At 73.0% G+C, this 25,956-nt stretch carries 23 protein-coding genes; 17 read left to right on the forward strand and 6 right to left on the reverse strand.

Annotation, left to right across the window (positions count from 1 at the left end; all coding sequences use genetic code 11):
• Nucleotides 1-4 precede the first annotated feature (4 nt).
• From DEJ04_RS12515 to DEJ04_RS12530, 4 genes are all read left to right on the forward strand, one after another.
• Nucleotides 5-535: an AAA family ATPase gene (locus DEJ04_RS12515; RefSeq protein WP_111047270.1), complete on the forward strand. Its 531-nt coding sequence runs from the start codon at nt 5-7 to the stop codon at nt 533-535.
• 91 nt (nt 536-626) lie between these two features.
• Nucleotides 627-2,459, forward strand: a complete 1,833-nt coding sequence (locus DEJ04_RS12520; RefSeq protein WP_111047271.1) for a thioredoxin domain-containing protein — start codon at nt 627-629, stop codon at nt 2,457-2,459.
• A gap of 39 nt (nt 2,460-2,498) precedes the next feature.
• Entirely contained in the window at nt 2,499-6,350 is a 3,852-nt protein-coding gene (hrpA, locus tag DEJ04_RS12525) for an ATP-dependent RNA helicase HrpA (protein ID WP_111047272.1), read from the forward strand.
• Nucleotides 6,351-6,369: 19 nt separating this feature from the next.
• Entirely contained in the window at nt 6,370-6,738 is a 369-nt protein-coding gene (locus tag DEJ04_RS12530) for a VOC family protein (protein WP_110860834.1), read from the forward strand.
• On the opposite strand, the gene DEJ04_RS12535 is transcribed toward DEJ04_RS12530, so the two are convergent.
• Nucleotides 6,719-7,276 (reverse strand): YbaK/EbsC family protein, encoded by a 558-nt coding sequence (locus tag DEJ04_RS12535; protein ID WP_071246993.1) that lies wholly within the window; start codon nt 7,274-7,276, stop codon nt 6,719-6,721. The two genes, DEJ04_RS12530 and DEJ04_RS12535, sit on opposite strands and share 20 nt — an antisense overlap.
• A gap of 41 nt (nt 7,277-7,317) precedes the next feature.
• Between DEJ04_RS12535 and DEJ04_RS12540 the strand changes: the two genes are divergently transcribed.
• From DEJ04_RS12540 to DEJ04_RS12555, 4 genes are read left to right on the forward strand one after another with little or no spacing between them, the layout of a single operon-like run.
• Nucleotides 7,318-7,971 (forward strand): CatA-like O-acetyltransferase, encoded by a 654-nt coding sequence (locus DEJ04_RS12540; protein ID WP_111047273.1) that lies wholly within the window; start codon nt 7,318-7,320, stop codon nt 7,969-7,971.
• Between the two features lie 39 nt (nt 7,972-8,010).
• Nucleotides 8,011-9,033, forward strand: a complete 1,023-nt coding sequence (locus tag DEJ04_RS12545) for a Gfo/Idh/MocA family protein (protein WP_111047274.1) — start codon at nt 8,011-8,013, stop codon at nt 9,031-9,033.
• Nucleotides 9,030-10,058 (forward strand): Gfo/Idh/MocA family protein, encoded by a 1,029-nt coding sequence (locus DEJ04_RS12550; RefSeq protein ID WP_111047275.1) that lies wholly within the window; start codon nt 9,030-9,032, stop codon nt 10,056-10,058. The genes DEJ04_RS12545 and DEJ04_RS12550 overlap by 4 nt, the downstream gene beginning before the upstream one ends.
• 27 nt (nt 10,059-10,085) lie before the next feature.
• Nucleotides 10,086-11,099 (forward strand): LacI family DNA-binding transcriptional regulator, encoded by a 1,014-nt coding sequence (locus DEJ04_RS12555; RefSeq protein WP_111047276.1) that lies wholly within the window; start codon nt 10,086-10,088, stop codon nt 11,097-11,099.
• Nucleotides 11,100-11,177: 78 nt separating this feature from the next.
• Here the strand turns inward: DEJ04_RS12555 and DEJ04_RS12560 are convergent, their stop codons facing one another.
• Nucleotides 11,178-11,837: an alpha/beta hydrolase gene (locus DEJ04_RS12560; RefSeq protein WP_309148017.1), complete on the reverse strand. Its 660-nt coding sequence runs from the start codon at nt 11,835-11,837 to the stop codon at nt 11,178-11,180.
• A gap of 125 nt (nt 11,838-11,962) precedes the next feature.
• Nucleotides 11,963-12,736, reverse strand: coding sequence for an alpha/beta fold hydrolase (locus tag DEJ04_RS12565; RefSeq protein WP_128780784.1), 774 nt, complete (start codon nt 12,734-12,736; stop codon nt 11,963-11,965).
• 82 nt (nt 12,737-12,818) lie between these two features.
• Between DEJ04_RS12565 and DEJ04_RS12570 the strand changes: the two genes are divergently transcribed.
• The 5 genes from DEJ04_RS12570 to DEJ04_RS12590 all read left to right on the forward strand — a co-directional run bounded on the left by DEJ04_RS12570 (nt 12,819) and on the right by DEJ04_RS12590 (nt 18,101).
• A complete protein-coding gene (locus tag DEJ04_RS12570) occupies nt 12,819-13,313 on the forward strand; it encodes a hypothetical protein (protein WP_111047278.1) in 495 nt (164 codons plus the stop codon).
• Between the two features lie 21 nt (nt 13,314-13,334).
• Entirely contained in the window at nt 13,335-13,883 is a 549-nt protein-coding gene (locus DEJ04_RS12575; RefSeq protein ID WP_111047279.1) for a dihydrofolate reductase family protein, read from the forward strand.
• A gap of 103 nt (nt 13,884-13,986) precedes the next feature.
• Nucleotides 13,987-15,285: an NAD(P)/FAD-dependent oxidoreductase gene (locus DEJ04_RS12580; RefSeq protein WP_071406544.1), complete on the forward strand. Its 1,299-nt coding sequence runs from the start codon at nt 13,987-13,989 to the stop codon at nt 15,283-15,285.
• Nucleotides 15,286-15,594: 309 nt separating this feature from the next.
• Entirely contained in the window at nt 15,595-16,851 is a 1,257-nt protein-coding gene (locus DEJ04_RS12585; protein ID WP_111047280.1) for an acyltransferase, read from the forward strand.
• Nucleotides 16,852-16,907: 56 nt separating this feature from the next.
• The gene (locus DEJ04_RS12590) at nt 16,908-18,101 is read left to right on the forward strand and encodes an NAD(P)/FAD-dependent oxidoreductase (RefSeq protein WP_258371375.1); all 1,194 of its coding nucleotides are present in this window, start codon (nt 16,908-16,910) and stop codon (nt 18,099-18,101) included.
• Between the two features lie 90 nt (nt 18,102-18,191).
• On the opposite strand, the gene DEJ04_RS12595 is transcribed toward DEJ04_RS12590, so the two are convergent.
• From DEJ04_RS12595 to DEJ04_RS12605, 3 genes are all read right to left on the reverse strand, one after another.
• Nucleotides 18,192-19,061 (reverse strand): UbiA family prenyltransferase, encoded by an 870-nt coding sequence (locus DEJ04_RS12595; RefSeq protein WP_111047281.1) that lies wholly within the window; start codon nt 19,059-19,061, stop codon nt 18,192-18,194.
• A 42-nt stretch (nt 19,062-19,103) separates the two neighbouring features.
• Nucleotides 19,104-20,690: a long-chain fatty acid--CoA ligase gene (locus DEJ04_RS12600; protein WP_111047329.1), complete on the reverse strand. Its 1,587-nt coding sequence runs from the start codon at nt 20,688-20,690 to the stop codon at nt 19,104-19,106.
• 71 nt (nt 20,691-20,761) lie between these two features.
• Complete coding sequence (locus tag DEJ04_RS12605) at nt 20,762-21,667, reverse strand: DMT family transporter (RefSeq protein WP_111047282.1); 906 nt, start codon at nt 21,665-21,667, stop codon at nt 20,762-20,764.
• A 71-nt stretch (nt 21,668-21,738) separates the two neighbouring features.
• On the opposite strand from DEJ04_RS12605, the gene DEJ04_RS12610 reads away from it, so the two are divergent.
• The 4 genes from DEJ04_RS12610 to DEJ04_RS12625 all read left to right on the forward strand — a co-directional run bounded on the left by DEJ04_RS12610 (nt 21,739) and on the right by DEJ04_RS12625 (nt 25,546).
• Nucleotides 21,739-22,587: a LysR family transcriptional regulator gene (locus tag DEJ04_RS12610; protein WP_111047283.1), complete on the forward strand. Its 849-nt coding sequence runs from the start codon at nt 21,739-21,741 to the stop codon at nt 22,585-22,587.
• Between the two features lie 84 nt (nt 22,588-22,671).
• Nucleotides 22,672-23,886, forward strand: coding sequence for a sensor histidine kinase (locus DEJ04_RS12615; RefSeq protein ID WP_111047284.1), 1,215 nt, complete (start codon nt 22,672-22,674; stop codon nt 23,884-23,886).
• A complete protein-coding gene (locus tag DEJ04_RS12620; RefSeq protein ID WP_111047285.1) occupies nt 23,874-24,608 on the forward strand; it encodes a response regulator transcription factor in 735 nt (244 codons plus the stop codon). The genes DEJ04_RS12615 and DEJ04_RS12620 overlap by 13 nt, the downstream gene beginning before the upstream one ends.
• Before the next feature lie 125 nt (nt 24,609-24,733).
• On the forward strand, nt 24,734-25,546 hold the full coding sequence (locus DEJ04_RS12625; RefSeq protein WP_111047286.1) for a fructosamine kinase family protein: 813 nt from the start codon (nt 24,734-24,736) through the stop codon (nt 25,544-25,546).
• Nucleotides 25,547-25,956 lie beyond the last annotated feature (410 nt).

Consider the following 25,956-nt stretch of genomic DNA (forward strand, 5'->3'; position numbering starts at 1 on the left):
CACGGTGCTCCGGTCCGAGGTCCTGTTCATCGGCGGACGTTCCGGCGTGGGCAAGTCCACCGCCGCCGAGGCACTGCACGACCTGCTCGTCGCGGCGGACGTCCGGCACGCGGTGATCGAGGGCGACCTGCTCGACCTCGCGCACCCGGCACCGCACGTCGAACACCCCGAGGCGCGCCTGGCCGAGCGGAACCTGGCCACGATCTGGGCCGGCTACCGGGCGATCGGGCACCACCGGCTCGTCTACACGAACACCGTGTCCGTGCTCGAGCACGAGCGCCTCGCTGCAGCGATGGGCGACGATCCGCTGGCCAGCCTCGTCCTGCTCCGCGCATCCGACGGCGCGACCGCCGACCGGCTCGCACGACGAGCGGGTGGCGCGGTCCCGCAGGCGCAGCTCGCGCACAGCACGCGGACGGCCGGGAGGCTCGACTCGGCCACCGCGGACACGGTCACCCGGGTGGACACCGACGGCCAGAGCCCCGCCCAGGTGGCCGCACGGCTCGCGTCGATCACGGGGTGGCTCGAGCGCTGATCTCCCCGCACGGCCTGTGCAGAGTGGGCGTTCCGTCCACAGTTGTCCCCGGGCGGTGGTCCGCCCAGTCGGGGGCGGGCACGCTGGAGGCATGAACGACAACCGCCTCGGCACCTCGGTCAGCCCCTACCTGCGTCTGCACGCCGACAACCCGGTGGACTGGCGCGAGTGGGGTCCCGAGGCGTTCGCCGAAGCGCGCGAGCGCGGGGTCCCGGTGCTGGTGTCCGTCGGGTACGCCACGTGCCACTGGTGCCACGTCATGGCGCGCGAGAGCTTCGCCGACCCGGAGATCGGTGAGCTGCTCCGGCGGGACTTCGTGTCGGTGAAGGTCGACCGCGAAGAACGGCCGGACGTGGACGCGAGCCTGATGGCCTCGGCGAGTGCGTTCACGCAGCAGCTCGGCTGGCCACTGACGACGTTCCTGACGCCCGACGGCCACGTCTTCTTCGCGGGGACGTACTTCCCACCCACTCCCGTCGGGCAGGTCCCGGCGTTCCGGCAGATCCTGGCCGCGGTGCTCGACGCCTGGACCGAGCGTCGGCACGAGGTCGACGCGAACGCGTCGGCCATCGCGACGGCGATCCGGCAGGGTGCCATGGCGGACGCGACCGCTCGCTCGGGCGAGGGCGGTGCCGGAGCCGACCCGGGCCTCCCGTCCGTCGATGCCATCCGGGCCGTCACGGACCAGCTGTCCCAGGCAGAGGACACCACCTACGGCGGTTTCGGCGGCGCGCCGAAGTTCCCGAGCACACCGTTGCTCGAGTTCCTCGCCGGCGCGGCGGCCGACGGCGACGCCGAGGCCGACGGGCTGCTCGACCGGTCGTTGCACGCGATCCGCGCGTCCGAGCTGACCGACGCCGACGGCGGCGTCTTCCGGTACGCAACCAAGCGCGACTGGAGCGTGCCGCACTACGAACGGATGCTCTACGACAACGCGGGGCTGCTCGCGGTCGCGCGTGCCGAGCAGGCCCGCGGCATCGCCGACTTCCTCCGGGACACCCTGCGCCGTGCCGACGGGGCCTTCGTCGCCGCGCAGGACAGCGAGTCGACCATCGACGGCCGTCGGGTCGAGGGCGAGTGGTACCGCCGGCCGATCGCCGAGCGCGCCCAGCTCGACCCGCCACCGCTGGACGACCAGGTCCTCACGGGCTGGAACGGCCTGGCGATCCGGGGGCTCGCGATCGCCGGCGCACGGCACGGCGACCCGGTACTCGTCGCGCTCGCGCGGGGCGCGGCGGACGCGGTCCTCGCCGCCCACGTGCAGGACGGCCACGTGACGGTGCGGTCCAGCACACCGCGCGGGGCGTCCTCTGCTCCGGCCACCGTCGAGGACGTCGGACTGCTCGCCGAAGGGCTGCTCGAACTGGCCCTGGTGACGGGCGAGGTCTCCTACGCGACCGTCGCACGTTCGCTCGTCGACGACGGCCTGGCCGAGCGCTTCGACGTCGACCCGGTGCTGGCCGCGGCGGGGACGGCCACGGGCGAACAGCCGCAGACGGCGATGCGGTCCGGCACCGTGGCGCTGGCGTCGGCTGCCGCGACGCTCGGGGCGCTGACGGGCGACGAGGCACTGCGGGTCGCCGCGGCACGACTCATCGCCGACCGCGCCCGCACCGGGACCGAGCGACCCCTCGGTCACGCGGATGCCCTCGGTGTCGCCCTCGCCCTGCAACGGCCGTCGCGCGAGATCGTCGTCGTCACGAGCGGCACCGACGACCCGATGCGTGCCGTGGCACACCGCGGACGGCGCCCCGGTACGGTCGTCGCCACCACGACGCCGGAGCAGGCACGCGACTGGGCCGAGGCGGGGTTCTCGGTGTTCGAGGGACGCGACGTGCTCGACCCTGCCGCCTACGTCTGCCACGACCGGGTGTGCGAACTGCCGTCCCGGTCGGCGGACGCCCTGGCCCAGCAGATCGCCTGACGCGCCTCCCGCCCGGCGCGCCTGTATCCTGGAATGCTCATGTCTTCTCCGCTGCCCGTCATCACGTACCCGCCCGAACTGCCGGTCTCGCAGCGGCGGGACGACATCGCGGCTGCCATCCGTGACAACCAGGTGGTCATCGTCGCCGGGGCCACCGGCTCGGGCAAGACGACGCAGCTGCCGAAGATCTGCCTCGAGCTCGGTCGTGAGCACATCGGGCACACCCAGCCCCGCCGGATCGCGGCGCGGACCATCGCCGAGCGTGTGGCGGAAGAACTCGGCGGCGGGGAGCTCGGCGGACTCGTCGGCTACCAGGTCCGCTTCACCGACAAGGTGAGCTCCGAGACCCGCGTGAAGCTGATGACCGATGGCATCCTGCTGAACGAGATCCACTTCGACCGCGACCTGAAGCGGTACGACACGATCATCATCGACGAGGCGCACGAGCGGTCCCTGACGATCGACTTCCTGCTTGGCTACCTGAAGCGGCTGCTCCCCCGTCGCCCCGACCTGAAGCTCATCATCACGAGTGCGACGATCGACCCGGAGTCGTTCTCGAAGCACTTCGACGACGCCCCCATCATCGAGGTGTCCGGCCGGACCTACCCGGTCGAGATCCGGTACCGCCCCCTCGTCGCCGAAGACCAGGACGACGACGCCGACGACGAGTCCGACTCCCGCACCGGTGACAGCGGCAACGCAGCCGACGACCGCGACACCCTGCAGGGCATCACCGACGCCCTCGACGAGCTGGCGCAGGAGGACCCGGGCGACGTGCTCGTGTTCCTGTCCGGCGAGAACGAGATCCGCGACGCGCAGGACGCGATCGAGGGCAAGCGCTACCCGGGCACCGAGGTCCTGCCGTTGTACGGCCGCCTGTCTGCCGCCGACCAGCACCGGGTCTTCGAGCGCCGCCACACCCCGGGCATCCGCCGTCGTGTCGTCCTCGCCACGAACGTCGCCGAGACCTCGCTGACCGTGCCCGGCATCAAGTACGTGATCGACACGGGGACGGCACGCATCTCGCGGTACTCCCCGCGGGCCAAGGTGCAGCGGCTGCCGATCGAGGCGATCTCGCAGGCCAGCGCCAGTCAGCGCTCCGGTCGAGCGGGCCGCACGAGTGCCGGCATCGCGATCCGGCTCTACTCCGAAGACGACTTCGGCCGACGCCCCGAGTACACCGACCCCGAGATCCTCCGCACGAACCTCGCCGCGGTGATCCTGCAGATGATCTCGCTCGGCTTCGGGGACATCGAGTCGTTCCCGTTCCTGCAACCGCCGGACAGCCGGGGCGTGAAGGACGGCCTCGACCTGCTCCGCGAGCTCCGCGCCGTCGACAAGGACGGCCGCATCACCAAGTCCGGGCGACAGCTGACCCGGCTGCCGATCGACCCCCGGCTCGGTCGGATGGTGCTCGAGGCCGGGCGGCAGGGCGTCGGGCGCGAGGTCATCGCCATCGTCAGCGCCCTGAGCATCCAGGACCCCCGCGAGCGGCCCCTCGAGAAGCGTGCGCACGCCGACCAGCTGCACGCCCGCTTCGCCGACCCGACGAGCGACTTCCTGACCCTGCTGAACCTCTGGAACCACATCGAGGAGCAGCAGGAGGAACTGTCGTCGAGCGCGTTCCGCCGGCTGTGCAAGGCCGAGTTCCTGAACTACCTGCGCATCCGCGAGTGGCAGGACCTGTACCGGCAGCTCTCCCGTGCCGCGAAGCAGGTCGACGTCCGAGTCGGGCAGACCCGGTCCGACGACGGCGACGCCGTGCACCGCGCGCTGCTCTCCGGACTCCTCAGTCAGATCGGGCTGCGCGACCGCGAGAAGCGCGACTACCTGGGCTCGCGGAACACCCGGTTCGTGGTGTTCCCGGGCAGCGTGCTCGCGAAGAAGCAGCCGGACGCCGTGATGGCCGCCGAACTCGTCGAGACGAGCCGGTTGTTCGCTCGGACCGTCGGCCGGATCGACCCCGCCTGGGTGGAGCCGCTCGCCGGTGACCTGCTCAAGCGCACCTACGGCGAACCGCACTGGGAGAAGAAGCAGGGGGCGGTCGTCGCCTACGAGCGCGTGACCCTGTTCGGCGTCCCGATCGTGCAGCGCCGCCGCGTGCAGTACTCGCGGATCGACCCGGAACACTCCCGCGAGCTCTTCATCCGGCACGCCCTGGTCGAGGGTGAGTGGGAATCGCAGCAGGCCTTCGACCGCGCCAACCGGAAGCTCCGCAAGGAACTCGAGCAGCTCGAGGAACGCACCCGCCGCCGGGACATCCTGCTCGACGACGAGAAAGTCTACGAGTTCTACGACGCCCGCATCCCGGCCGACGTCGCCACGACCCGCGACTTCGAGGGGTGGTGGCGCACCACCCGCCGTGAGCAGCCGGACCTGCTCACGATGCGCCGGTCGGACCTGCTGGACGAATCAGCGGCCGAGGCCGCCGAGGACGACGTCGAGTACCCGACCCAATGGCGGAGCGGCGACCAGCGTCTCGCCATCCAGTACCGCTTCGAGCCCGGCGCACAGGACGACGGCGTCAGCGTGCAGGTCCCCCTCGCGCTCCTACCACGGATGCGTGAAGAGGGCTTCGACTGGCAGGTGCGCGGCCTCCGCAAGGAACTCGTCACCGCGCTCATCAAGTCGCTGCCGAAGCAGATCCGCAAGAACGTCGTGCCCGCTGCCGACTGGGCCGAGAAGATCGTCGCCGAGCTGCCCGACGACGCCCCAACCGAGCCGACGGAGTCGTTCCGCGCCACCCTCGCCAAGGCCATCCAGCGCATGACCTACGTCCCGGTCTCCGAGTCCGACTTCGACCTGTCCCGCGTCCCCGCGCACCTGCTGCCGACGTGGGCCGTGGTCGACGAGCGTGGTCGCCGGGTCGAGACCGGCAAGGACCTGTCGGCCCTGCAGACCAAACTGAAGGACCGGACCCAGCAGAGCGTCGCCTCCGCCACGGCGAAGGGCGCGGGACGGACCGGAGGCGCGGCTCGCGTCGCATCCGCCGGCGCCGGTCGCCCGCTGGAACAGTCCGGACTCACCGCCTGGCCCGACCAGGACCTGCCGCAGACCCTCGACACCAAGCAGGCGGGCGGCGTCATCCGCGCGTACCCGTCCCTGGTCGAGGAAGGCACGGGTCCGAAGGCGACCGTCGGGGTGCAGTTGCTCGCCACCCCGTCCGACCGCGTCGTCCGGATGCCTGCCGGGGTCCGCCGTCTGGTGATGCACGCGGTGCCGTCGCCCGTTTCGTACATCCAGTCGCACCTGACCGCGCAGGAGAAGCTCGCGCTCGCCGCCAGCCCCTACCCGTCGACCGCCGCGCTGTTCGACGACGTCCTGGCCGCCGTGGTCGACGCCGGCATCCGTCGGGCCCACCCGGACGGCCTCGTCTTCACGAAGGCCGAGTTCGAGTCGGTCCGCGATGCCGTGTCGGCCTCCGTCGTCGACACGATGTTCACCGCCGTGTCCGAGGTCTCGGCCGTCCTGGCCGCGCAGCGCTCCGCCGAACGAGCACTCAAGCAGGCGAACTCGATGTCGCTGCTCGCCGCCCTCAGCGACATGCGGCAGCAGTTGGAGCGCCTGGTGTTCCCCGGGTTCGTCGCCGTCGCGGGGCTCGACCGGCTGCGACGCATCCGCGTGTACCTGCAGGGCATCGAGGCCCGCGTGCAGAAGCTGCTGCAGAACCCCGGGCGTGACGCGACCTGGATGCGCGAGGTCACCGTGGCGACCGACCGCTACACCGATGCCGGCGGTGTCTTCCCGCCCGCGGTCGGGGCGCACCCGGAACTCGTGCACGCACGGTGGATGCTCGAGGAGTTCCGGCTCAGCCTGTTCGCGCAGGCACTCGGGACCGCCGAGACCGTCTCGTTGCAGCGGATCACGAAGGCCCTGACCGCCGCACGCTGATGGGTCTACCGTGTCGGCCATGATCGGCACACTCGACGTCGTCGTCCTGGACTGCCCGGACACCCGCGCCCTCGCCCGCTTCTACGCCGAGCTGCTCGGCGGGGAGATCGTCGGCTTCGACGAGGACTGGGCGGAGCTCGCCCTCCCGTTCACCGACCACCGTCCGATCCTGGCGTTCCAGCAGGTCGACGACTACCGGGCGCCGGAGTGGCCCGGCCAGGCGGTGCCGCAGCAGAGCCACCTCGACGTGAAGGTCGACGACCTCGACGACGGCGAGGCCGCGGTGCTCGCGATCGGTGCGACGGCGACGGGGTCGGGCACGGAGACGTTCCGCGTCTACCTCGACCCCGCGGGGCACCCGTTCTGCCTCATCCGGCCGTCGGACTGACCGGTTCGGTCGCCAGACCCTCGACCACGGTCACGTTCGGCAGCGCGGTGAGTGCGGCGCCGGGCAGGAACAGCTTCGCGGCGCGGCGCCCGGCGCCGATGACGACCTCGGGAGCGTCGAGGACGCGCGCGTCGATGTAGAGCGGCCACGACGACGGCAGCCCGATCGGGGTGATGCCGCCGTACTCCATGCCGGTCAGCTCGACCGCTTCGTCCATCGGAGCGAAGCTCGCCTTGCGGACGTCGAGCAGTTGCTTCACGACCCGGTTCACGTCGAGCTTCGTCGATGCCAGGACGACGCAGGCGGCGTAGCGGACCTCGTCGCCGCGCTTCCCTGCGACGACGATGCAGTTCGCGCCGCCGGCCAGCGGGTAGCCGTACGCCTCCGAGAACGCGGCCGTGTCGGCGAGGTCCGCGTCGATCGGGGCCCCCTCGATCTTCATGACGACCTCGGTCGGCAACGCGACGAGGGCTTCGGCGACGGGGATCGCGAGGAATCCGGTGGCGACCAGGGCGGGAACACGTTCGAGCGTCGGCATGGCTCCACCGTAGGGAAGCGATCCCGCACGAGGGTGGAGCCATGACCGAACTCCGGGCGATCGACGTCGACCAGTGGCCCCGCCGGGAGCACTTCGAGCACTACCGGCACCGGGTGCCGTGCGCGTACGAGGTGACCGTCGAACTCGACGTCACCGCCTTCGTCGAGCGCGTCCGAGCGACCGGCCGTCGGACCTACGCGTCGCAGCTCTGGGCGATCGCGACCGTGGTGAACCGGCACGACGAGTTCCGGATGCAGCTGCTGGACGACGGCTCCCCCGCCGTGTGGGACCGTGTCCACCCGATGTTCACCGTGTTCCACGCGGACACCGAGACGTTCTCCGCCCTCGTCGTGCCGTACGACGAGGACTTCGGCACCTTCCACGACGCCGCGGTGTCGACGATGGCGCAGTACCGGGACGACACCCGGATGTTCCCGCAGGACGACCGGCCCGGCAACGTGTTCGACGTCTCGACCCTGCCGGGAGCATCGTTCACCGGCTTCTCGTTGCAGGTGCGCGACGGCTGGGACCACCTGCTGCCGATCATCACGCTCGGCGGGTACCGGACCGCTGGTGACCGGACGCGGCTGCCGCTGGCGCTGCAGGTCAACCACGCGGCTGCCGACGGCTTCCACACGACCCGACTGCTGCGTGAGCTCGAGGAGCGCTTCGCCGCCCCTGGCTGGCTCGGCTGACCGTGCCCCTCGTCCCACCGCATCTCCTACGCTGACCCCATGACGTCGCAGTCGGACTCCCCCGCCCGCAAACGCATCGGGCTCGTCGGCGCGGGCGGCATCTCGGTCGCCCACCTGCCCGGGCTGCTCCGCCTGGGCGACGTGGTAGTGCACGCTCGCGAGGGCGCCCACGAACTCGTCGCCGCGTTCACCGACACCGCCCGGGCCGAGGGCAGCACGATCACCGTCGCCGGCAGCCTCGACGAGCTGCTCGCCGTGGTCGACGTCGTCGATGTGGTGGTCCCGACGCACGCCCACGCCGAGGTGGGCCGTGCGGCGATCGCGGCCGGCAAGGACGTCGTCTCCGAGAAGCCCCTGGCCCGGACCGACGGGGACGCGGCGGACCTGGCAGCCCGCGCTGCGGACGCAGGCGTGCAGCTCTACCCGGCCCAGGTCGTGCGCTGGTTCCCCGCGTACGCGCGCCTGCACGAGGCCGCGACCACGGGCCTCCTGGGCGACCTGGCGGTGTTGCGGTTCTCGCGGTCCGGCGCCTTCCCCACCCACGTCCCCTGGTTCGGCGACCGCGCCCTGTCGGGCGGGATCGTGATGGACCAGATGATCCACGACCTGGACATCGCGCGCTGGGTGGCGGGCGAGGTGACCCGGGTGTCGGCGGTGAGCGTCCACGCGGGTTCCGAGGCGGAGCCGGTCGAGGCGGCGCACGTCCTGCTCACGCACGAGTCGGGCGCGATCAGCCACGTCGCCGGACTGTGGGGGCCGCAGCACCTCGCCTTCACGACCGAGTACTCGGTGACCGGAACGCTCGGCAGCCTGTCGCACTCGTCCCGGGCCGAGGAGGACACCCGGAGTGACCTGGCGGCACCGGCTTCCGTGGACGGTTTCCTACCGACGGTCGACCCGGCGGACGACCCGTACGCGCTGGAGCTCGCCGACTTCCTCGCCGCGTTCGACGGCGGTGCACGGCCCCGGGTGACCGTGGACGACGGCGTCGCTGCGGTGCGGATCGCGAACGCGGCGATCGCCTCGATCGAGTCCGGCCAGCCGGTGGAGGTGTCGCGGTGACGCTCCGGGTCGGGGTGCTCTCCTTCGCCCACACGCACGCCATCAGCTACCTCGGTGCCCTGGCGGCGATGCCCGACGTCGAGGTGCACGGCACGGATCCGGACGGCACCTCGACGGGGACGGAACTCGGCGACCTGCGCGGAGCCGAACTGGCACGCGCGCTCGGCGTCGGGTACGCGGACTCCGTCGACGAGCTGCTCGACTGGGGTCCGGACGCGGTGATCGTCACGAGCGAGAACGCGCGGCACCGCGAGTTCGTCGAGCTCGCGGCGGCAGCGGGGGCACACGTGCTCTGCGAGAAGCCGCTCGCGACCTCGTGGCAGGACGGCCTCGCCATCCGCGAGGCGGTGGACCGCGCCGGGGTGCTGCTGATGATGGCGTTCCCGGTGCGCTTCGCCTCGGCGTTCGACCGGCTGCGCGCGACGCAGGACTCGGGCGCACTCGGCACGGTGTTCTCGGTGCGGGGCGCGAACAACGGCATGCTCCCGCTCGCCCGGGACTGGTTCACCGACGTCCGGCTGAGCGGAGGCGGCGCCCTCGTCGACCACGTCGTGCACGTCGCCGACCTGATCGACGGGCTGACCGGAGCGGCGCCGGTGTCGGTCACCGCCGTCGCCAACCGGGTGCTGCACGCCGACCGCGCGAACGCCGAGACCGCGGGCCTGGTGACCATCACGTACGACGACGGCACGATCGCGGCGATCGACTGCTCGTGGAGCCGACCGGACACGTCGCCGGTGTGGGGTGGGCTGACGCTCGACGTCGCCGGGACCGGTGGCACGGTGTCGGTGGACTTCTTCGGAGCGGCTGCTCGCGGGCTCGACGCGGTCGGGGGCCGTCCGATCGAGCTCCGGTACGGACCCGACCACGACCTGCCGATGCTCCGGACGTTCCTGGCGGCCGTGGAGTCCGGGGAGCAGCCGCAGCCGGACGTCGGGGTCGGACTCCGGACGCTGTCGATCGTGCTGGCGGCGCAGGAGTCGGTGCGGACGGGCAGGACGGTGCCGGTGCCGGTCGCGGACTGAGCACCGCCCCGCGCTACGCTCGTCCCGATGCGCGCAACCGTGCGGGACGTGGCCGCCCTCGCCGGGGTGTCCCCGAAGACCGTCTCCAACGTCGTCAACGGCGGCGTGGTCGTGCGCCCGGAGACCCGCGAACGCGTCGAGCGGGCGGTCGCCGAGCTCGACTACGTGCCGAACCTGTCCGCCCGCGGGCTCCGGAACGGCCGCTCCGGAGCCATCGCGTTGACGCTGCCGGAGATGGGCAGCGCCTACTCCGCCGAACTCGCGCAGTCCTTCGTGGAACTCGCCCGCGAACGCGGCTGGGTCGTGCAGCTCGAGCAGACGGGCAACGACCCGGCCCGCGAACGCGAACTGGTCTCCCGTGCCCGGGCACACCTGGTGGACGGGCTGATCCTCAACCCGGTGTCCCTCAGCGCGAGCGTCCTGGCCTCGACCGAGGGGCTGCCGCCGACCGTCGTCATCGGCGAGGTCGAGCCCGAGCACGTCGACCAGGTGCACGTCGACAGCCGCGCGGCGGCCGAGCAGGTCACCGAACACCTCATCGCCCACGGGCACCGGCGCATCGCGATCGTCGGCGCATCACCCGACGGTGCCGCGACGGCGACGAGCGAGCTCCGCGAACGCGGCTACACCGCCGCGCTCGCCGCTGCCGGCATCACGCCCGACCCGTCGCTCCGAGTCCCGCTGCCGTCGTGGACCACGAGTTCCGCGGCGACGACCTTCGCGGCCTGGCTCGACGAGCACCCCCTGCCCGACGCCGTCTTCGCCTTCACCGACTCGATCGCGTTCGGGGTGCTGCACGTCCTGGCCGCCCGCGGTGTCCGGGTGCCCGAGCAGGTCAGCGTCATCGGGTTCGACGACGTCGACGCGGCCGCGTACGCGATCCCGTCGCTCAGCACGGTGTCGTTCGACCGTCGGGCCTTCGCGACGGCGGCGCTCGACCTGCTGACCCGACGGATCGCGGACCGCGCGGCAGCGCCGGAGACCGTCGTCGTGCCACACCGGATCGTCGAGCGCGCGAGCGTCGGCGACCGCCCGCGCTGACGCTGCCGCGCCGCGCCGCTGCCGCGCCGTTTCGCGCTGACCGACACCTCACGTGGTCGCGCGCCCACGAAGTGTCGCTCAGCGCGAAAGACCGCCAGCGCCGCCGCCGGAGCCGGAACCGGAGCCGCCGCCCCCTCCCGGGTCCGCCGCCGCCAGCACCGCCGACCGAGTCCGCGCATCGCCGAGGATCCGGAAGTGCCCTCCCACCGGCAGCCGCACGTTCGTCGCCCCCTGGAGCTCACTGCCCTCGGGGATGAGCGTGTCGAACACCCCGTACACCGAGGTGATCCGCGCGTTCGCGTCGAGTTCCCGCGCCAGCCCCGCCAGCACCGGGTCGGCCGCCCGGAACGCCCGCAGGTGCGGCACCGGCGCGAGCCGCGCGTAGACCGAGCCCGCGAAGGGCGTCGACACCGCGACCATCCGGTCGATCCGCTCGTGCTGGTCGAGCTGCGTCATCGCGTACTTGCCGATGAGCCCGCCCTTGCTGTGCGCGAGCACGAGCACGTTCCGCAGGTCCTGTTCCTCCAAGGTCGCGATCACCTCGCGCGCCGAGTCCGGCACGGGCCGCAGGTTGTGCCGCAGGACCGGCAGCACGTACACCGGGTGCCCCCGGTCGTGGAGCGCGTCCATCAGCGGCCGCATGAAGTGCCAGGTCTCGTAGACGCCGGGGACCACGACGACGGGCTGCCCGGCGCCGGTCCGGTAGTCGTCCGCGGTGGTCGGGCCCAAGCTGCGCACCTGCCAGCGTGCCGCGTACCCCCAGTCGAGTGCGGCCCACCACGCGCGTCGCACCAGCGGGACACGGCCTGGAGGCCCGGATCGCGCCGTCCGCGCCGCCTCCGTCCCCGACGTGGTCGGCCGGGTCATCGCAGCCCCTCCAGGCGCTCGGCGCTGCGGAACGTCTCGAGGAGGCGTGCGAAGGCGTCCGGCTGCCGTTCCTGCACGTGGTGCGGGCCGGCCAGTTCCACGAAGGTGCCGTTCGGCGCAGCGGCCGCGACCCGAGCCGACCAGTCGTGCCGCGCGATCGGGTCCTGGGCGCCGCGGACGACGAGGACGGGCTGCGTCACCTCGGTGATCGTCTGCTCGGTCGGGTAGCGGAGCATCGGCCCGAGCTCACGCGTGTACTGCCGCATGCTCCGCAGGTAGTCGGTGACCAGGACGCCGTTCATCCGGACCCCCTCGACGAACCCGTCGCGGCCCAGGTCGAGTGCCTGCAGCGGGAGCGACCGCCGTTCCGCGTTGATCACCGGACCGACGAGCACGATCGCCGCGACGGTCTCCGGGTGGCGCCGGGCGGACTCGACCACGACCTGGGCACCCATCGACTGCCCGACGAGCACCAGGTCGCCGTCGACCAGGTGACGGACCGCCCGCACGACCACGTCGCCGAGCTCCTCGATGGGCAGCCGCCGACCGGCCGCGGGCAGCCAGCCGAACCCCGGCAGGTCGACGCTGATCGTGCGGTGCTCAGCGGCGACGGCGCGCTGCGACCGGGCGAAGGACCGGTGCGACATCCCGATGCCGTGGACGAACACGACGGTGGGGTCGGTGTCGTCGCGGACCGGCTCTCGCGCCGCCATGGTGTGCAGGCGCACGGGCAACCCGTCGATCCGGACGGTCTCCACAGCAGCGCGCACGAGCCGAGGCTACGCGGCGGTTCGCAGCACCGGGTCAGCCTCGTCATCGGCCGCGCATAGCCGGGCCGTGTGCACTCCTGGCATGAGCGACACCACTCCCACCAACGGCCACGAACCGGACGGCTCCGACCGGGCGAACCGGGCAACGGCTCCGACCGGCTGGGGCGCCGCCCCGACCCCGACGTCGACCTCCACGCTCGACGCCCCGGCGCCGCAACAACCACAGCAGCAGCAGCAGCCGTACCGTGCGGACGCCGGCGCCGGCGCCCCGGGCGGCTGGGACTCCACCGCCCCGAACGGCACCACCCCCTGGTACGGAGCCGCAGCCGGCGCCGCGAGCCCGACCGACCGCCGCAGCACCGGCCCGAAGCCCCCGTGGTTCTGGCCGCTCCTCGCCGCGATCGTCGGACTCGCCGCACTGCTCGTCGGCGGAGGCGTCGGGTTCGCCATCGGCCACGCGATCGGTGCGGACCGGACGCAGTCGACGACGCAGGTGCCCGGCACGAACCGGTTCCCGGGCAACGGCACCGGCCAGGCCCCCGGCAGCACCGACGGCACCGACGGCACCGGGAGCTGACCGGCGGGTACGATCCGTCCCATGCGGAAGACCACTGCCGGTCTGTTCACGTCGGTCGACGGCGTCGTGCAGGACCCCTACGAGTTCCAGTACGACAGCTTCGACGACGAGCTCGGCGCCGGGATGGGTGCCTTCATGGCCCGCACCGACACCGTGCTGCTCGGCCGGAACAGCTACCTCGAGTGGTCCGAGTGGTGGCCCGCCCACCCGGAGGACCCCTTCGGGCAGTGGATCAACCCGATCGAGAAGCACGTGGCCTCCACCACGCTCGGCGACGACCTGACCTGGCAGAACAGCACGCTGATCCCGGGCGACGTCCCCGCGTTCGTCCGCGACCTGCAGCAGCGCGACGGGGCGGACATCGCCGTGTGCGGCAGTGTCACGCTCGTCCGCAGCCTGCTGTTCGCCGGGGTCCTCGACGAACTGCAGCTCATGATCCACCCGGCGATCGCCGGCCGTGGCCGGCCACTGTTCGAACCGACCGATCCGCCCACGCGCCTGCGTCTGGTCGACAGCACCGTGACGAGCAAGGGGAACGTGCTGAACACCTACGGGCGGTTCGACGCCTGACGGACGCACCACGGGCCTCCCGGCCTCTGCCCGTCATGCGCCCCGGCAAACCGCGCGTACCCTCGTGGGTGACCATCCGCACCCGAGGAACACCGGAGCAAGCATGACCCAGGACACCCGCCCGCACGTCGTCATCGTCGGCGGTGGATTCGCCGGTGTGGCCGCCATGCGGGAGCTCGCCGACGCGCCGGTCCGGGTGACCCTGGTCGACCGTCACGTCTACAACATGTTCCAGCCCCTGATGTACCAGGTGGCGACGGGCGGCCTGAACGCCGGCGACGTGACGTACTTCCTGCGCTCGCTCCGGGCCCGCCAGTCGAACGCCGAGTTCCGTCACGGCCTGCTCACCGGCATCCGCACCGACGAGCGCATCGCCGAGATGTCCGACGGTGAGCACCTGCACTACGACTACCTGATCCTCGCCAACGGCGTGAACACGAGCTACTTCGGCACCCCCGGTGCGTACGAGTACGCGTACTCGATGTACTCCCGCTCGCAGGCACTCCGCATCCGCGACGAGCTGTTCACCCGGCTCGAAGAAGCGGCGGCCAACCAGGGCCCCGACGAGATCCGCATCGTGATCGTCGGTGGCGGTGCGACCGGTGTCGAGATGGCCGGCGCGCTCGCCGAGCTCCGCGACCAGGCACTCGTCGGCGCGTACCCGGAGATCGAACGCGGCAACATCTCGATCACGCTCGTGCATCGCAGCGGCGAGCTCCTCAAGCCGTTCGCCCCGCGCCTGCGCCGCTACGCCGCCAAGGTGCTCCGCAAGCGCGGTGTCGTGCTGCGGCTGAACACCGGCGTCTCCGAGGTCAAGCGCGACGGCGTGATGACCGCGGACGGCGAGTTCATCCCCGCGTCGCAGGTGATCTGGGCGACCGGTGTCGCCGCCCACAAGGAGGTCTCCGGCTGGGGCCTGCCGCAGACCCACGGTGGCCGCATCCAGGTGAACGACGACCTGAGCGTGAAGGGCGCCGAACGGATCTTCTCCGCCGGCGACATCGCCGCGCAGGACGACGCCCTCGCCCAGCTCGCCCAGCCCGCGCTCCAGGGCGGACGGCACTCGGCGCGGCAGATCGTGCGCCTGCTCGAGGGCAAGGCCACCGAGCGCTTCAAGTACTTCGACAAGGGCACCATGGCGACGATCGGCACGAACGCCGCGGTCGCCCAGCTGCGCGGCGGGATCACGATGGTCGGCCCGGTCGCCTGGCTCGCCTGGGTGTTCGTGCACATCACGAGCCTGCTCGGCGCCGGCAACCGGATGTCGACCCTGACCCACTTCTTCGTCCGCTACGTGTGGTTCATGCGGAAGCGCTCGATCCCGATCGTCGGCGACGTCCGGCCGGTGCGCCCGAACGGCGACCGCGAGCCGGACCCCTGGCAGCTGCAGAAGGCCGAGTAGCCGCGCGCGTTCGCTCGCACGCTCGCTTGGTGAGCAGGAACGGTCGGGTCCGCACGTCGGACCCGACCGTTCCTGCTCACGGTGTGCGTGCGGTGGACGCGGGGCGCGAGGGCCTGGAGGCGCGGTGCGGGCCGGCCACGGGCCTCCCGGCCGGCGCGTGGTGCGCGGGGCTGGCGCCGACGCGTGGTGCGGACCCCGGGACCGCGGGGCAGGCCGACGAGCCTGGTGCGCGCCGCTCGTTGAGACTCCTCTTACCCGCGAGGAGGACCCTGGTGGGCGACACGCAACCGAGCAGCGCGGGGAGGGACCATGGCGACGACCACGCTGACCCACGCGCCGACGCAGGCGCAGCCACAGCACCGCACGGCCGCCCCGGAGCGCTCCGGGGCGGGGACGCAGCAGGCTCCGCCACCCCCGCTGACGCACCGCGCACCCGCGCTCGACGGACTCCGGACCCTCGCCATCCTGGTCGTCGTCCTGTACCACCTGCACGTGCCGCAGTTCGAGGGCGGCTTCATCGGCGTGACGGTGTTCTTCGTGCTGTCGGGCTTCCTCATCACGACGCTGCTGCTCGGCGAACGGCGTCGCACCGGGCGGGTGCGCCTCGGCTCGTTCTGGGTGAAGCGGTTGCTCCGCCTGTACCCGGCACTGCTCGCGTTCGTCGTCGTCGGGCTCCTGCTCTGGAACTGGGTCGGTGACTACAAGGGCGCTTCGCTGCAGTCCGGCGAAGCGGCGTTCATCGCGCTGACCTACACGGGCAACCTGTTCCGCGCCTTCTGGGACACCTCGCAGGGCGTCTTCGCGCACACGTGGAGCCTGTCGATGGAGGAGCAGTTCTACCTGGTGTGGCCGCCGGTCCTGGTCCTGCTCGCCGCACTCCGGGTCCGCCGTCGCTGGCTGTTGACGGGGCTCGGGATCCTGGTCGTCGGGGCGTCGGCGGCGTCGTGGGCGAGCTACCGCAGCCCGAGCGGCGGTGCCACGCCCGACGTCTACTTCTCGCCCGTGCTCGGGGTCGTGCCGCTGGCGATCGGCTGCGGGCTGGCCCTGCTGCTCGACGACGAACGGGTGCGCGTGCGGGCCGCCGGGGTCCTCGGGCATGTGGCGACCTGGCTCGGTCTCGTGCTGCTGGTCGGGGTGCTCCTCTGGATCGACGATGACTGGACGCAGCACGCGTCGACGTTCGGCATCGTGCTCCCGCTGACCGGGCTGATCGCGGCGGTGGCGATCGGCGGGCTGGTCTCGGTCCGCTCCCCCGTGTCCGCCGCCCTGGCCTGGACGCCGGTGTCGTGGTTCGGCCGCCGGGTGTCGTACTCGGCGTACCTCTGGCACCCGCTGGTGATCGCGCTGCTCGGCACCTTCGCGATCGGCCCCTGGGGCTCGGTCGGCCTGGTCGGCGCGGTGGTGATCGTGTCGATCGGAGCCGCGTACGCCGTCGAGGTGCCCGTCGAGCGGTTCCGCGCACGAGTGCGAGCGGGTCGCGATGCCGCAGTACCGCAGCGCCCGCGCACGCGCCCGCGCCCGCGCAGCGCATCGAGTGAGCAGAAGGTGTCGAGTACGGCCCGCTGACCCGACGCCTTCTGCTCACTGAACGCCGCGGCGATCGGTCACCGTAGGCTCACTCCGTGCCCATCGAACGCGTCGACGTCCTCGTCGTCGGCGGCGGCCCCGTCGGGCTGTTCCTGGCGGCACTCCTGGCGGCGCGGGGCGTCGACGTCCGGGTGTGGGAACGACGGGCCGAGCCGCCGACCGGTTCGCGGGCCATCGGCATCCACCCGCCATCCCTCGACGCGTTCGCCGCGATCGGCCTGGACACCGCGGTGCTCGCCGAGGCGTCACTGGTGCATGCCGGCGTGGCCCGCAGCCGTGGCCGGACCCTGGGCACCCTGCGCTTCGACCGTGCGTCGCCGACCCACCCGTACGTGGCCACCCTCGACCAGCACCGCACCGAGTCCCTGCTCCGCGACCGGCTCCGGGCCAGCGCACCGAGCGCCCTGCGGACCGGCACCACCCTGACGGCGCTGTCCCGGCACCCCGACCACGTCGACGCCACCGGGACCGGACCGGACGGCGACACCGTGACGGTCCGTGCGGCCTTCGTCGTCGGGGCCGACGGTGCCCGGAGCGCCGTCCGCGACCTGCTCGGCATCGGCACGTCCGGGCGCGAGTACCCCGACCGCTACGTGATGGGCGACTTCGCCGACCCCGAGGCACCGTCGGCCCGGTCGGCCGCGCTGGTCGACGTGGGCCCGGACGGCGTCGTCGAGTCCTTCCCACTGCCGGGTGCGCGTCGCCGGTACGTCGCCCTGGTGCCGGACGACGACGCGTTCGCCTCGGCCGAGGGCAGCTGGACGGGCACGCCGGACCCCGCGGTCGTCGCACGCCTGGCCGCACTCGTCGCCGAGCGCACCGGTGTCGTCCCCGACCCCGCGACCTGCTCGATGACCAGCGGCTTCCGGGTGCGCCGCCGCACCGCCGACCGCGTGGGCGTCGGCCGAGCCGTGCTCGTCGGGGATGCCGCCCACGAGATCAGTCCGATCGGCGGGCAGGGCATGAACCTGGGGTGGCTCGACGCCGCCGAGCTCGCGCCGTTGCTCGCCGGAGCGGTCCGCACCGGCACGGCCGGGCCGTGGCCGGGCTACGCCGCCCGCCGCCAGGCAGCCGCCCGCCGCGCGGCTCGGCAGGCCGAGGCGAACATGGCACTGGGCCGTCCGCTCGGCCCCGTCACGGCGACCGGCCGGGAGGCGCTGCTCCGGACCGCCCTGTCCCTGCCGACCGCGCACGGCCTGGCCCGGCTCTACGCGATGCGCTGGGCCTGACGGCTCGCGTCCAGGCGCACCGGCGCAGTCGCGCAGTCGCGCAGTCGCGCAGTCGCGCAGTCGCGCAGTCGCGCAGTCTGTTCCGCGTCGTCAGGCGACGAGTCGCGCGCCCGCGAAGCCGAGCTCGACGACGAGCACGAGGGACGACGCGATGACCAGCCGGAACAGGGTGCGTGACGCCCGCCCCGCGAGCACCAACCGGACGCCGACGACGGCGAGCACCGCCACCACGACGGCACCGAGGACCGCGAGCACGACCCCGAGCCCCTGCACGGGGTCGTCGCCGAGCACCTGTCCGCCGAGCACCAGCGCTGCAGCGACGACGAGCGAGGCGAACGCGACGATCCCCGCGCCCCGGAGCCCGAGCCGGTGCGGGAAGCCCCGCACCCCGGTGGCGGCGTCGTCGACCAGGTCGGGCAGCACGTTCGTGCAGTGGATGGCGATCCCGAAGACGGCCCCGGTGGCGATCGCCCACCACGCCGGCCACTGTCCCTCGGGCCCGGCCGCGACGGACACGACGGGCAGCAGCCCGAAGGCGACGACGAACGGCGTCACCGACCACGCCGAACGCTTCAGCCCGGCGTCGTAGGCCCAGCCCGCGGCGACGAGCACGAGGTGCGCGACCGCGGCGACCGGCCCCAGGAACAGCGAGAGCACCACGGCGATCCCGGCGGTGGCGTAGGCGGCGGTACGGACGGTACCGACGGCGATGAGGCCGCGGGCGACGGGCTTGTCGCTCCGCCCGACGGCCCGGTCACGGTCCGCGTCGATCCAGTCGTTCGCCAGCCCGATGGACAGCTGCCCGGCGACGACCGTCAGCGCCACCAGCACCACGAGCCACACGGGGTGCCCCACGGCGGCGGCGATCACCGCGGCGAGGACGGTCACGGTGACCGTGGGTCCGGGGTGCGACGACGCGAACAGCAGACGCGCGGTCGACGGGGTGCGGCTGGCGGTCACCCGGTCAGCGTACGGATCGCCCCTGCGCGGTCGTGGGGCGGATCACGGAACCGCCGTCACCTCGACGCTGAAGCGGTCGACGAGCTCACGCTTGAGCACCTTGCCGCTCGGGCCGAGCGGCAGCGCGTCGAGCACGTGCACCACTCGCGGGTACTTGTAGGCGGCGATCTCGGCGGCGACGAAGTCGACCAGGACCTGCGGCTCGACGGTCGCGCCGGCGCGCAGGACCACCGCGGCCTCGACCTCTTGCCCGTGCACCGCGTGCGGCACGCCGAACACCGCGGCCATCGCGACGTCGGGGTGGGTGGCGAGGACCTCCTCGACCTGCCGCGGGTACACGTTGTAGCCGTTGCGGATGATCATGTCCTTCGTGCGGTCGACGATCGTCAGGTACCCGTCGTCGTCCTTCGTGCCCAGGTCACCGGTGCGGAACCACCCGTCGACGATGGCCTCGGCGGTGTCCTCGGGCCGGTCGAGGTACCCGTTCATCAGGTTGTGGCCGCGGATCACGAGCTCGCCGATCTCACCGTGCGGCAGCATGACGATCGCGTCGCGGACCTCGGGGTCGGCGATCTCGACGTCGATGCCCCACACCGCGGTGCCGATGGTGCCGGGCCGCGGCGGTTGCCCGACGTGGTTGAAGGTGGCGACCGGCGAGGTCTCGGTCAGCCCGTACCCCTCGTGGATCGGCGCGTCGAAGACCTGCTGGAACCGCTCGAGCACCGCCAGCGGGAGCGAGGCCCCGCCGGAGATCGCGTACCGGAGCGTCGGACGGGCCTCGGACCGGGTCGCGGCGTCGAGCAGCGCCATGTACATCGTCGGGACGCCCATGAAGATGCCGCAGCCGTGCTCGACCATCGCGGCGAGCGCCGTGTCACCGTCGAACTTCGGCAGCATGACGAGCGTCGCGCCGGTCCGGAACCCGGTGTTCATCGTGCAGGTCTGCCCGAACGTGTGGAACAGCGGCAGGGCGCCGAGCAGGACGTCCCCGCGGTGCATGTCGAACGTCGTCATCAGGTTCGTGTTGACCTGTTCGAGCAGCGCGAAGTGCGAGCCCTCGGCACCCTTGGGCTGGCCGGTGGTGCCGCTCGTGTACAGGATCGTGGCGGTGTCGAACGGGTGCCGCGGCACGTAGGTGTCGAGCGGTTCGCTCTGCGCGGCCAGGGCCTCGAGTCGGTCGGGGCCGGCCGCGGACCCGTCGTCGGTCGTCGCCGGTGCGAGCACGGTGACGACGTCGACCCCGGCGAGCTCGGCACCGGCGGCACCCTCACCGAGCAGCGGGGCAGCACAGACGAGCAGCGTCGCGCCGCTGTCGCGCAGGACGTACTCGATCTCGCGGCGCTTCAGCAGCGCGTGCACGGGCACGGCCACCGCGCCGAGGGCCAGCGTGGCGTAGTACACGCGGGGGAAGTCCGCGACGTTCGGCACGAGCATCGCCACCTTCGACCCCTCGGTCACGCCCCGCGCGCGGAGTGCCCCGGCGTAGGCCAGGGTCTGCGCCCACAGCTCGGCGTAGGTCGTGCGGACGTCGCCCACGATGACGGCGACGTCGTCCGGGTAGCGTGCCGCCGACTCGGCGAGGATCGCTGCGACCGACGCGGTCGCGCGGGTGGTGTGGGTGTCGTGCATGCCGGTCTCCGTCTTCGTCGACGACCTCGTCGTCGTCACCGCCGATCCTACGGCTCGACCCGGCGGACCGGTCAGGCGGCGGACGCCGCGGGTTCCCGCCGACGGAGGAGCACCCCGGACGCCAGGGCGATCCCGAGCAGGACGACGAGTCCGCCGACGGGCTCGTTCCACCGCACCCGCTCCCCCAGCACGAGCACACCGAGCGCCACCCCGACCACCGGCGTCAGGTACGTGACGGTGGAGGCGCGACCGGCGCCCCACGCCTGCACGAGCCGGGTGTTCCAGGCGTAGGCCAGCCCCGTGCCGACGCAACCGAGTGCGATCATCGCGGCCACGATCCTCCCGTCCAGCTGCACCGGACCGGTCGCGATGACGGGCGCGACCAGCAGGAGCATCCCGGAGGCCAGCGTCAGCTGGACCGTCGCCAGCGTGACCGGGTCGTACACGCTCGCCACCGCGACCCGGCGCAGGTAGGCGAGCCCGATGCCGTAGGACGCGGTCATGCCGAGCAGCGCGACCTGCCCCGGCACGCTCGCCAGGACCTCCGGGTCGGTCAGCACGTCCCACGGGCCGACCAGCACGAGCACCCCGACGATGCCGAGCACGATCCCGAGCACCTGCCGTCTGCGCAGCCGTTCGGACGGCACGAGCACCGCGAGCGCGGCCAGCGTCATGATCGGCGTCGTCGCGTTGTAGATGCTCGCGAGCCCGGACGGCACCGTCTGCTCGGCCCACGCCATCAGCGACGACGGCACCGCGTTGAGGAAGACCGCGACGACCGCCAGGTGCGCCCAGGTCCGCGGCTCCCGGGGCCACCGCCGACGGGTCGCCAGGAGCACCACGACCAGCGTGACCCCACCGAGCACGGTCCGCACGGTGGCGACCTGCTGCGGGGCGAGACCGTCGAGTCCGATCTTCGCGAAGAGGAAGCTCGATCCCCAGGTCAGTGCGACGAGGGCGTAGAGGAGGGCGTTCACGTGGCCTAGTGTCGGACCACCGGGTGACATGCGGCAAACGCATGTCACTCATGCCGCCATGAGGAGGACGCATGACCGTCTCGGTCCAGCAACTGCGCGCGTTCGTCGCCACGCTCGACGCCGGGTCCTTCACCGCAGCGGCCGCCGCGCTGGGCGTCGGCCAGTCCGCGGTGTCCCACGCCGTCGCCGGGCTCGAACGCGAGGTCGGCGGCCCCGTGGTGCGCCGCGGCACGGTCGCCGCCGCCACACCGCTGGGCGACCGCCTGCTGGCCCACGCCCGCAGCGTGCTCGCCTCGGTCGAAGCCCTGGAGGCGGTGGTCCGGCCCGCCACGGCGCGCGGCACCGTGCGCCTCGCCGCCGTCCCCACCGTCTGCCAGGGCCTGCTGCCGCGGCTCCGCGAGCTGTGGGCGGTGACCCTGCCCGACGTCGACGTGCAGGTCTACGAGGGGGACGACGACGAGATGCCGGAGTGGCTCGAGGCCGGCACCGTCGACGCCGCCGTGCTCGTCGACCCGTCGCCGGCACCCGCGGGTGGCGTGGTCGTGGCGCGGGACGAGATGGCCGCCGTGATCCGCCGCGACCACCCCCTCGCCGAACTGCCCGCGCTCACCCTCGACGACCTGCACGAGGACGGTCTGGTGGCGGGCGGCGGTGGCTGCGAGTACCAGATCCAGAAGCTCCACGAACTCGACGGCCGCCCGTTCCGCTACGCCCACCGGGTGCGGGAGATGAGCACGATGTTCGGGATGATCCAGCGGGGCGAGGGCGTGTCGATCGTGCCGACCCTGGGCCGCGGGATGCTGCCGCCCGACCTCGTGATGATCCCGATGGCCCGGCGGCTCGAACGGACCCTGGTGCTGAGCGGGCCGTCGTCCCGTGCGTGGCATCCGTTGGCGCGGGCGCTGGTCGACGCGGTCTGAGAGGGACGCCCCCTGGTCAGGCTGCTCCGGCAGCTCCGACCTTCGGCGGATCCGCTCGTCCCGACGGCTCCCTAGGCTCGGGGCATGACCTCGACCACGCTCCCCGCCGTGCCGCTCGGGCAGCGTGTGTGGTCCCAGACCTGGCGTGTCGCCGTCGCGGCCCTGACCGGGCTGCTCACCGCGGGGCTCGTGTGGCCGACGATGGACACCCGTGGGTGGAGCGACCTGCACGTCGGCGCACTGATCCTCGGCGACGTGGGTGCCGGTCTGGCCGCCCTCGTCCTCCTGCCGTTCCGGCACCGGGCACCGCTGGTGATCACCGTCGTCATCGGTGCCCTCAGCTCGGTGTCGACGTTGGCGGTCGGAGCGGCCGCGATCGCCACGGTGTCGCTCGCCACCCGGCGCCGGGCCGTCGAGCTCGCCGTCGCCGGTGCGGTGCTGCTCGGTGCCACGGTGCTCTACGACGTCGTCCTGGCGCCCCCGGCCGACGACATGCCGCTCTGGCAGATCTTGATCGCGGGCGTCGTCGGCATCGCCCTGCTCGTGGTCATCGGCATCGCGATCGGGCAGCGCCGGGCGCTCCTGCTGTCGCTGCGTGAGCGGGCCGCCCTGCTCGAACGCGACCAGCAGCTGCGCGAGGACCGTGCCCGCGAGCAGGAGCGCGCCCACATCGCCCGCGAGATGCACGACGTCCTGGGCCACCGGCTGTCCCTGGTCGCGCTGCACGCCGGTGCCCTCGAGTACCGCGGCCCGGGGCTCACCCTCGACGAGACCGCCGCGGCTGCCGGGGTCGTACGGGCCGAGGCGCACTCCGCACTGACCGACCTGCGCGACGTCCTCGGGGTGTTGCGCGACCCCGCGGCGAACGGCGGCGACGAGGTGACCGGCACCGCGCCTCCGCAGCCGACGCTCGTCGACCTGCCCGCCCTGCTCGACCAGGCGCGTGCCGGCGGTGCGACCGTCCGGGCGCGCGTCGACACCGACGGCGCAGCAGTGCCGACGGCAGTCGGCCGGCACGCCTACCGGATCGTGCAGGAATCGCTGACGAACGCCCGTCGGCACGCCCCCGGACAACCCGTCGACGTGGTGGTCGAGACCGTCCCCGGTCCCGGGGTCCGGGTGGTGGTGTCGAACACGCTGACCGACGGACCTGCGCACGCGGACGCGTCCGGGAAGACCGCCGGGCACGGCCTGCGCGGGCTCGCCGAACGCGCCCGTCTCGTCGGCGGGAGCTTCCGCGCCGGCAGCGACGACGGACGCGTGCACGTGGTCGAGGCGGTGCTGCCGTGGACCCCGTGACCGCTCCCGTCCGCGTCGTCCTGGTCGACGACGACCAGCTCGTGCGCGTCGGGCTCCGCATGCTGCTCAGCGGCGACGACGGCCTGGTGGTGGTGGGCGAAGCGGGCGACGGGTTCGAGGCCGAGGGCGTCATCGCGTCGACCGCGCCCGACGTCGTGCTCATGGACATCCGGATGCCCCGGTGCGACGGACTCGTCGCCACCGAACGCGAACTGCGCCGCCGACCCGACCTGGCCGTCCTCGTGCTGACGACCTTCGAGGGGGACGACCTCGTGCTCGGAGCACTGCAGGCCGGCGCCCGTGGGTTCCTGCTCAAGGACACCCCGCCGCACGAACTCGTGCAGGCCGTGCGGACCGTGGCGGCCGGGCGCTCGATCCTGTCCCCGTCCGTGCTCGACCGGGTCATCGCGTTCGCGGCCGGATCCCGCTCGGGCCAGGCGGCCGGTGGCCCGGGCGGCGCACCGGCCGGGCCACCGGTCGATGCCGCTGCGGACGACACCGAGGCGCGCCGGATGCTCGCCCTGCTGACCGAGCGGGAGCGGGAGGTCGCACTCGCCGTGGCGAACGGGGCGTCCAACGCGCAGATCGCCGCCGACCTGTACGTGGGCCTGGCCACCGTGAAGACGCACGTCGGGCACGTGTACGAGAAGTTCGGCGTCGAGAACCGGGTGCAGCTGGCACTCGTGGTGCACGCGGCCCGGCGGGCAGAGCCGAGCGCGTGACCGGGTGACCGGGGCGCCGGGTGACCAGTCCGCCGGGTAAACGGTCCGCCGGGTGCCCGGGTGCCCGGGTGACCGGGTGACCGTCGGCTGAACGGTCGACGGTGCCCCCTCGGCAGGATGGACCGATGGCCGAGACGCACGTGAAGACGTTCACCACCGCGGACGAAGCGGCAGCCGAAGCCGCCGGACTCGCCTGGCTCGCCGAGGCCGAGGACACCGGAGGCACCCGCATCGCCCGCGTGCTCGGGCGCCCGACCCCGACCGTGCTCGACCTCGAGCTCATCTCCGACGGCTCCCCCACCGCCGCCCAGGCCGAGCGGTTCGGCCGGTCCCTCGCACACACCCACGCCGCCGGTGCCGACCACTGGGGTGCACCGCCCGCCGGCTGGACCCGCGGTGCGGCGCTGCGGATGGGCCGCTCGCGGACGCCGTTCGTCACGGCCGAGCAGGCACCGGCGACCTGGGGCGAGTTCTTCGCCGAGTACCGAATCCGCGACTTCGTCCGCCGCATCGTCGACGCCGGCGGGTTCGACCACGCCGAGGCCGCCGTGTTCGAGCGGGTCGCCGCACGCGTGCAGGACGGCACACTCGGGTCCCCGCAGCCCGCGCTCGTCGGGGACCGACCCGCACGCCTGCACGGTGACCTGTGGGCAGGCAACGTCCTCTGGCCGACGGACTCGTCCGAACCAACCGGCGCCGTGCTCATCGACCCGATCGCCCACGGCGGGCACGCGGAGACCGACCTGGCACTGCTCGGGCTGTTCGGGCTGCCCCGGCTCGAGACGGTGCTCGCCGCCTACGACCGGGAGTCACGGCTGGCCGACGGCTGGCAGGAGCGCGTCGAGCTCCACCAGCTCGCGCCGCTGCTGCTGCACGTGTTCCTGTTCGGCGGCTCGTACTCCGGGGCCGCACTTCGGGCAGCGCAGCGGTACGCCTGACCCCTCGCACCGTGCGGCCTCGCTCACCCCGTGCGAGGTTGCCCGCCCCGGTGCCGGCGCCGCACCGTGCGGCCTCGCTCAACCCGTGCGAGGTTGCCCGCCCGGGTGCCGGCGCCGCACCGTGCGGCCTCGCTCAACCTGTGCGGGGTTGCCCGCTCCGTGCAGCGCTACAACCGCGCACCGAGCAGGCGACCCCGCACGGACCGAACAACAGCGCACCGTGCGCCGCGCCGCCGCCCGCCGCGCCTCCGCCCGCCGCGCCTCCGCCCGCCGGCCAACCGCGCACCGTGCGGCCTCGCTCAGCCCGTGCGAGGTTGCCCGCCCTGTGCAGCACTACAACCGCGCACCGAGCAGGCGACCCCGCACGGACCGAACAACAGCGCACCGTGCGCCGCGCCGCCGCCCGCCGG

The organism is Curtobacterium sp. MCLR17_044 (assembly GCF_003234435.1).
Classification (GTDB): Bacteria; Actinomycetota; Actinomycetes; order Actinomycetales; family Microbacteriaceae; genus Curtobacterium; species Curtobacterium flaccumfaciens.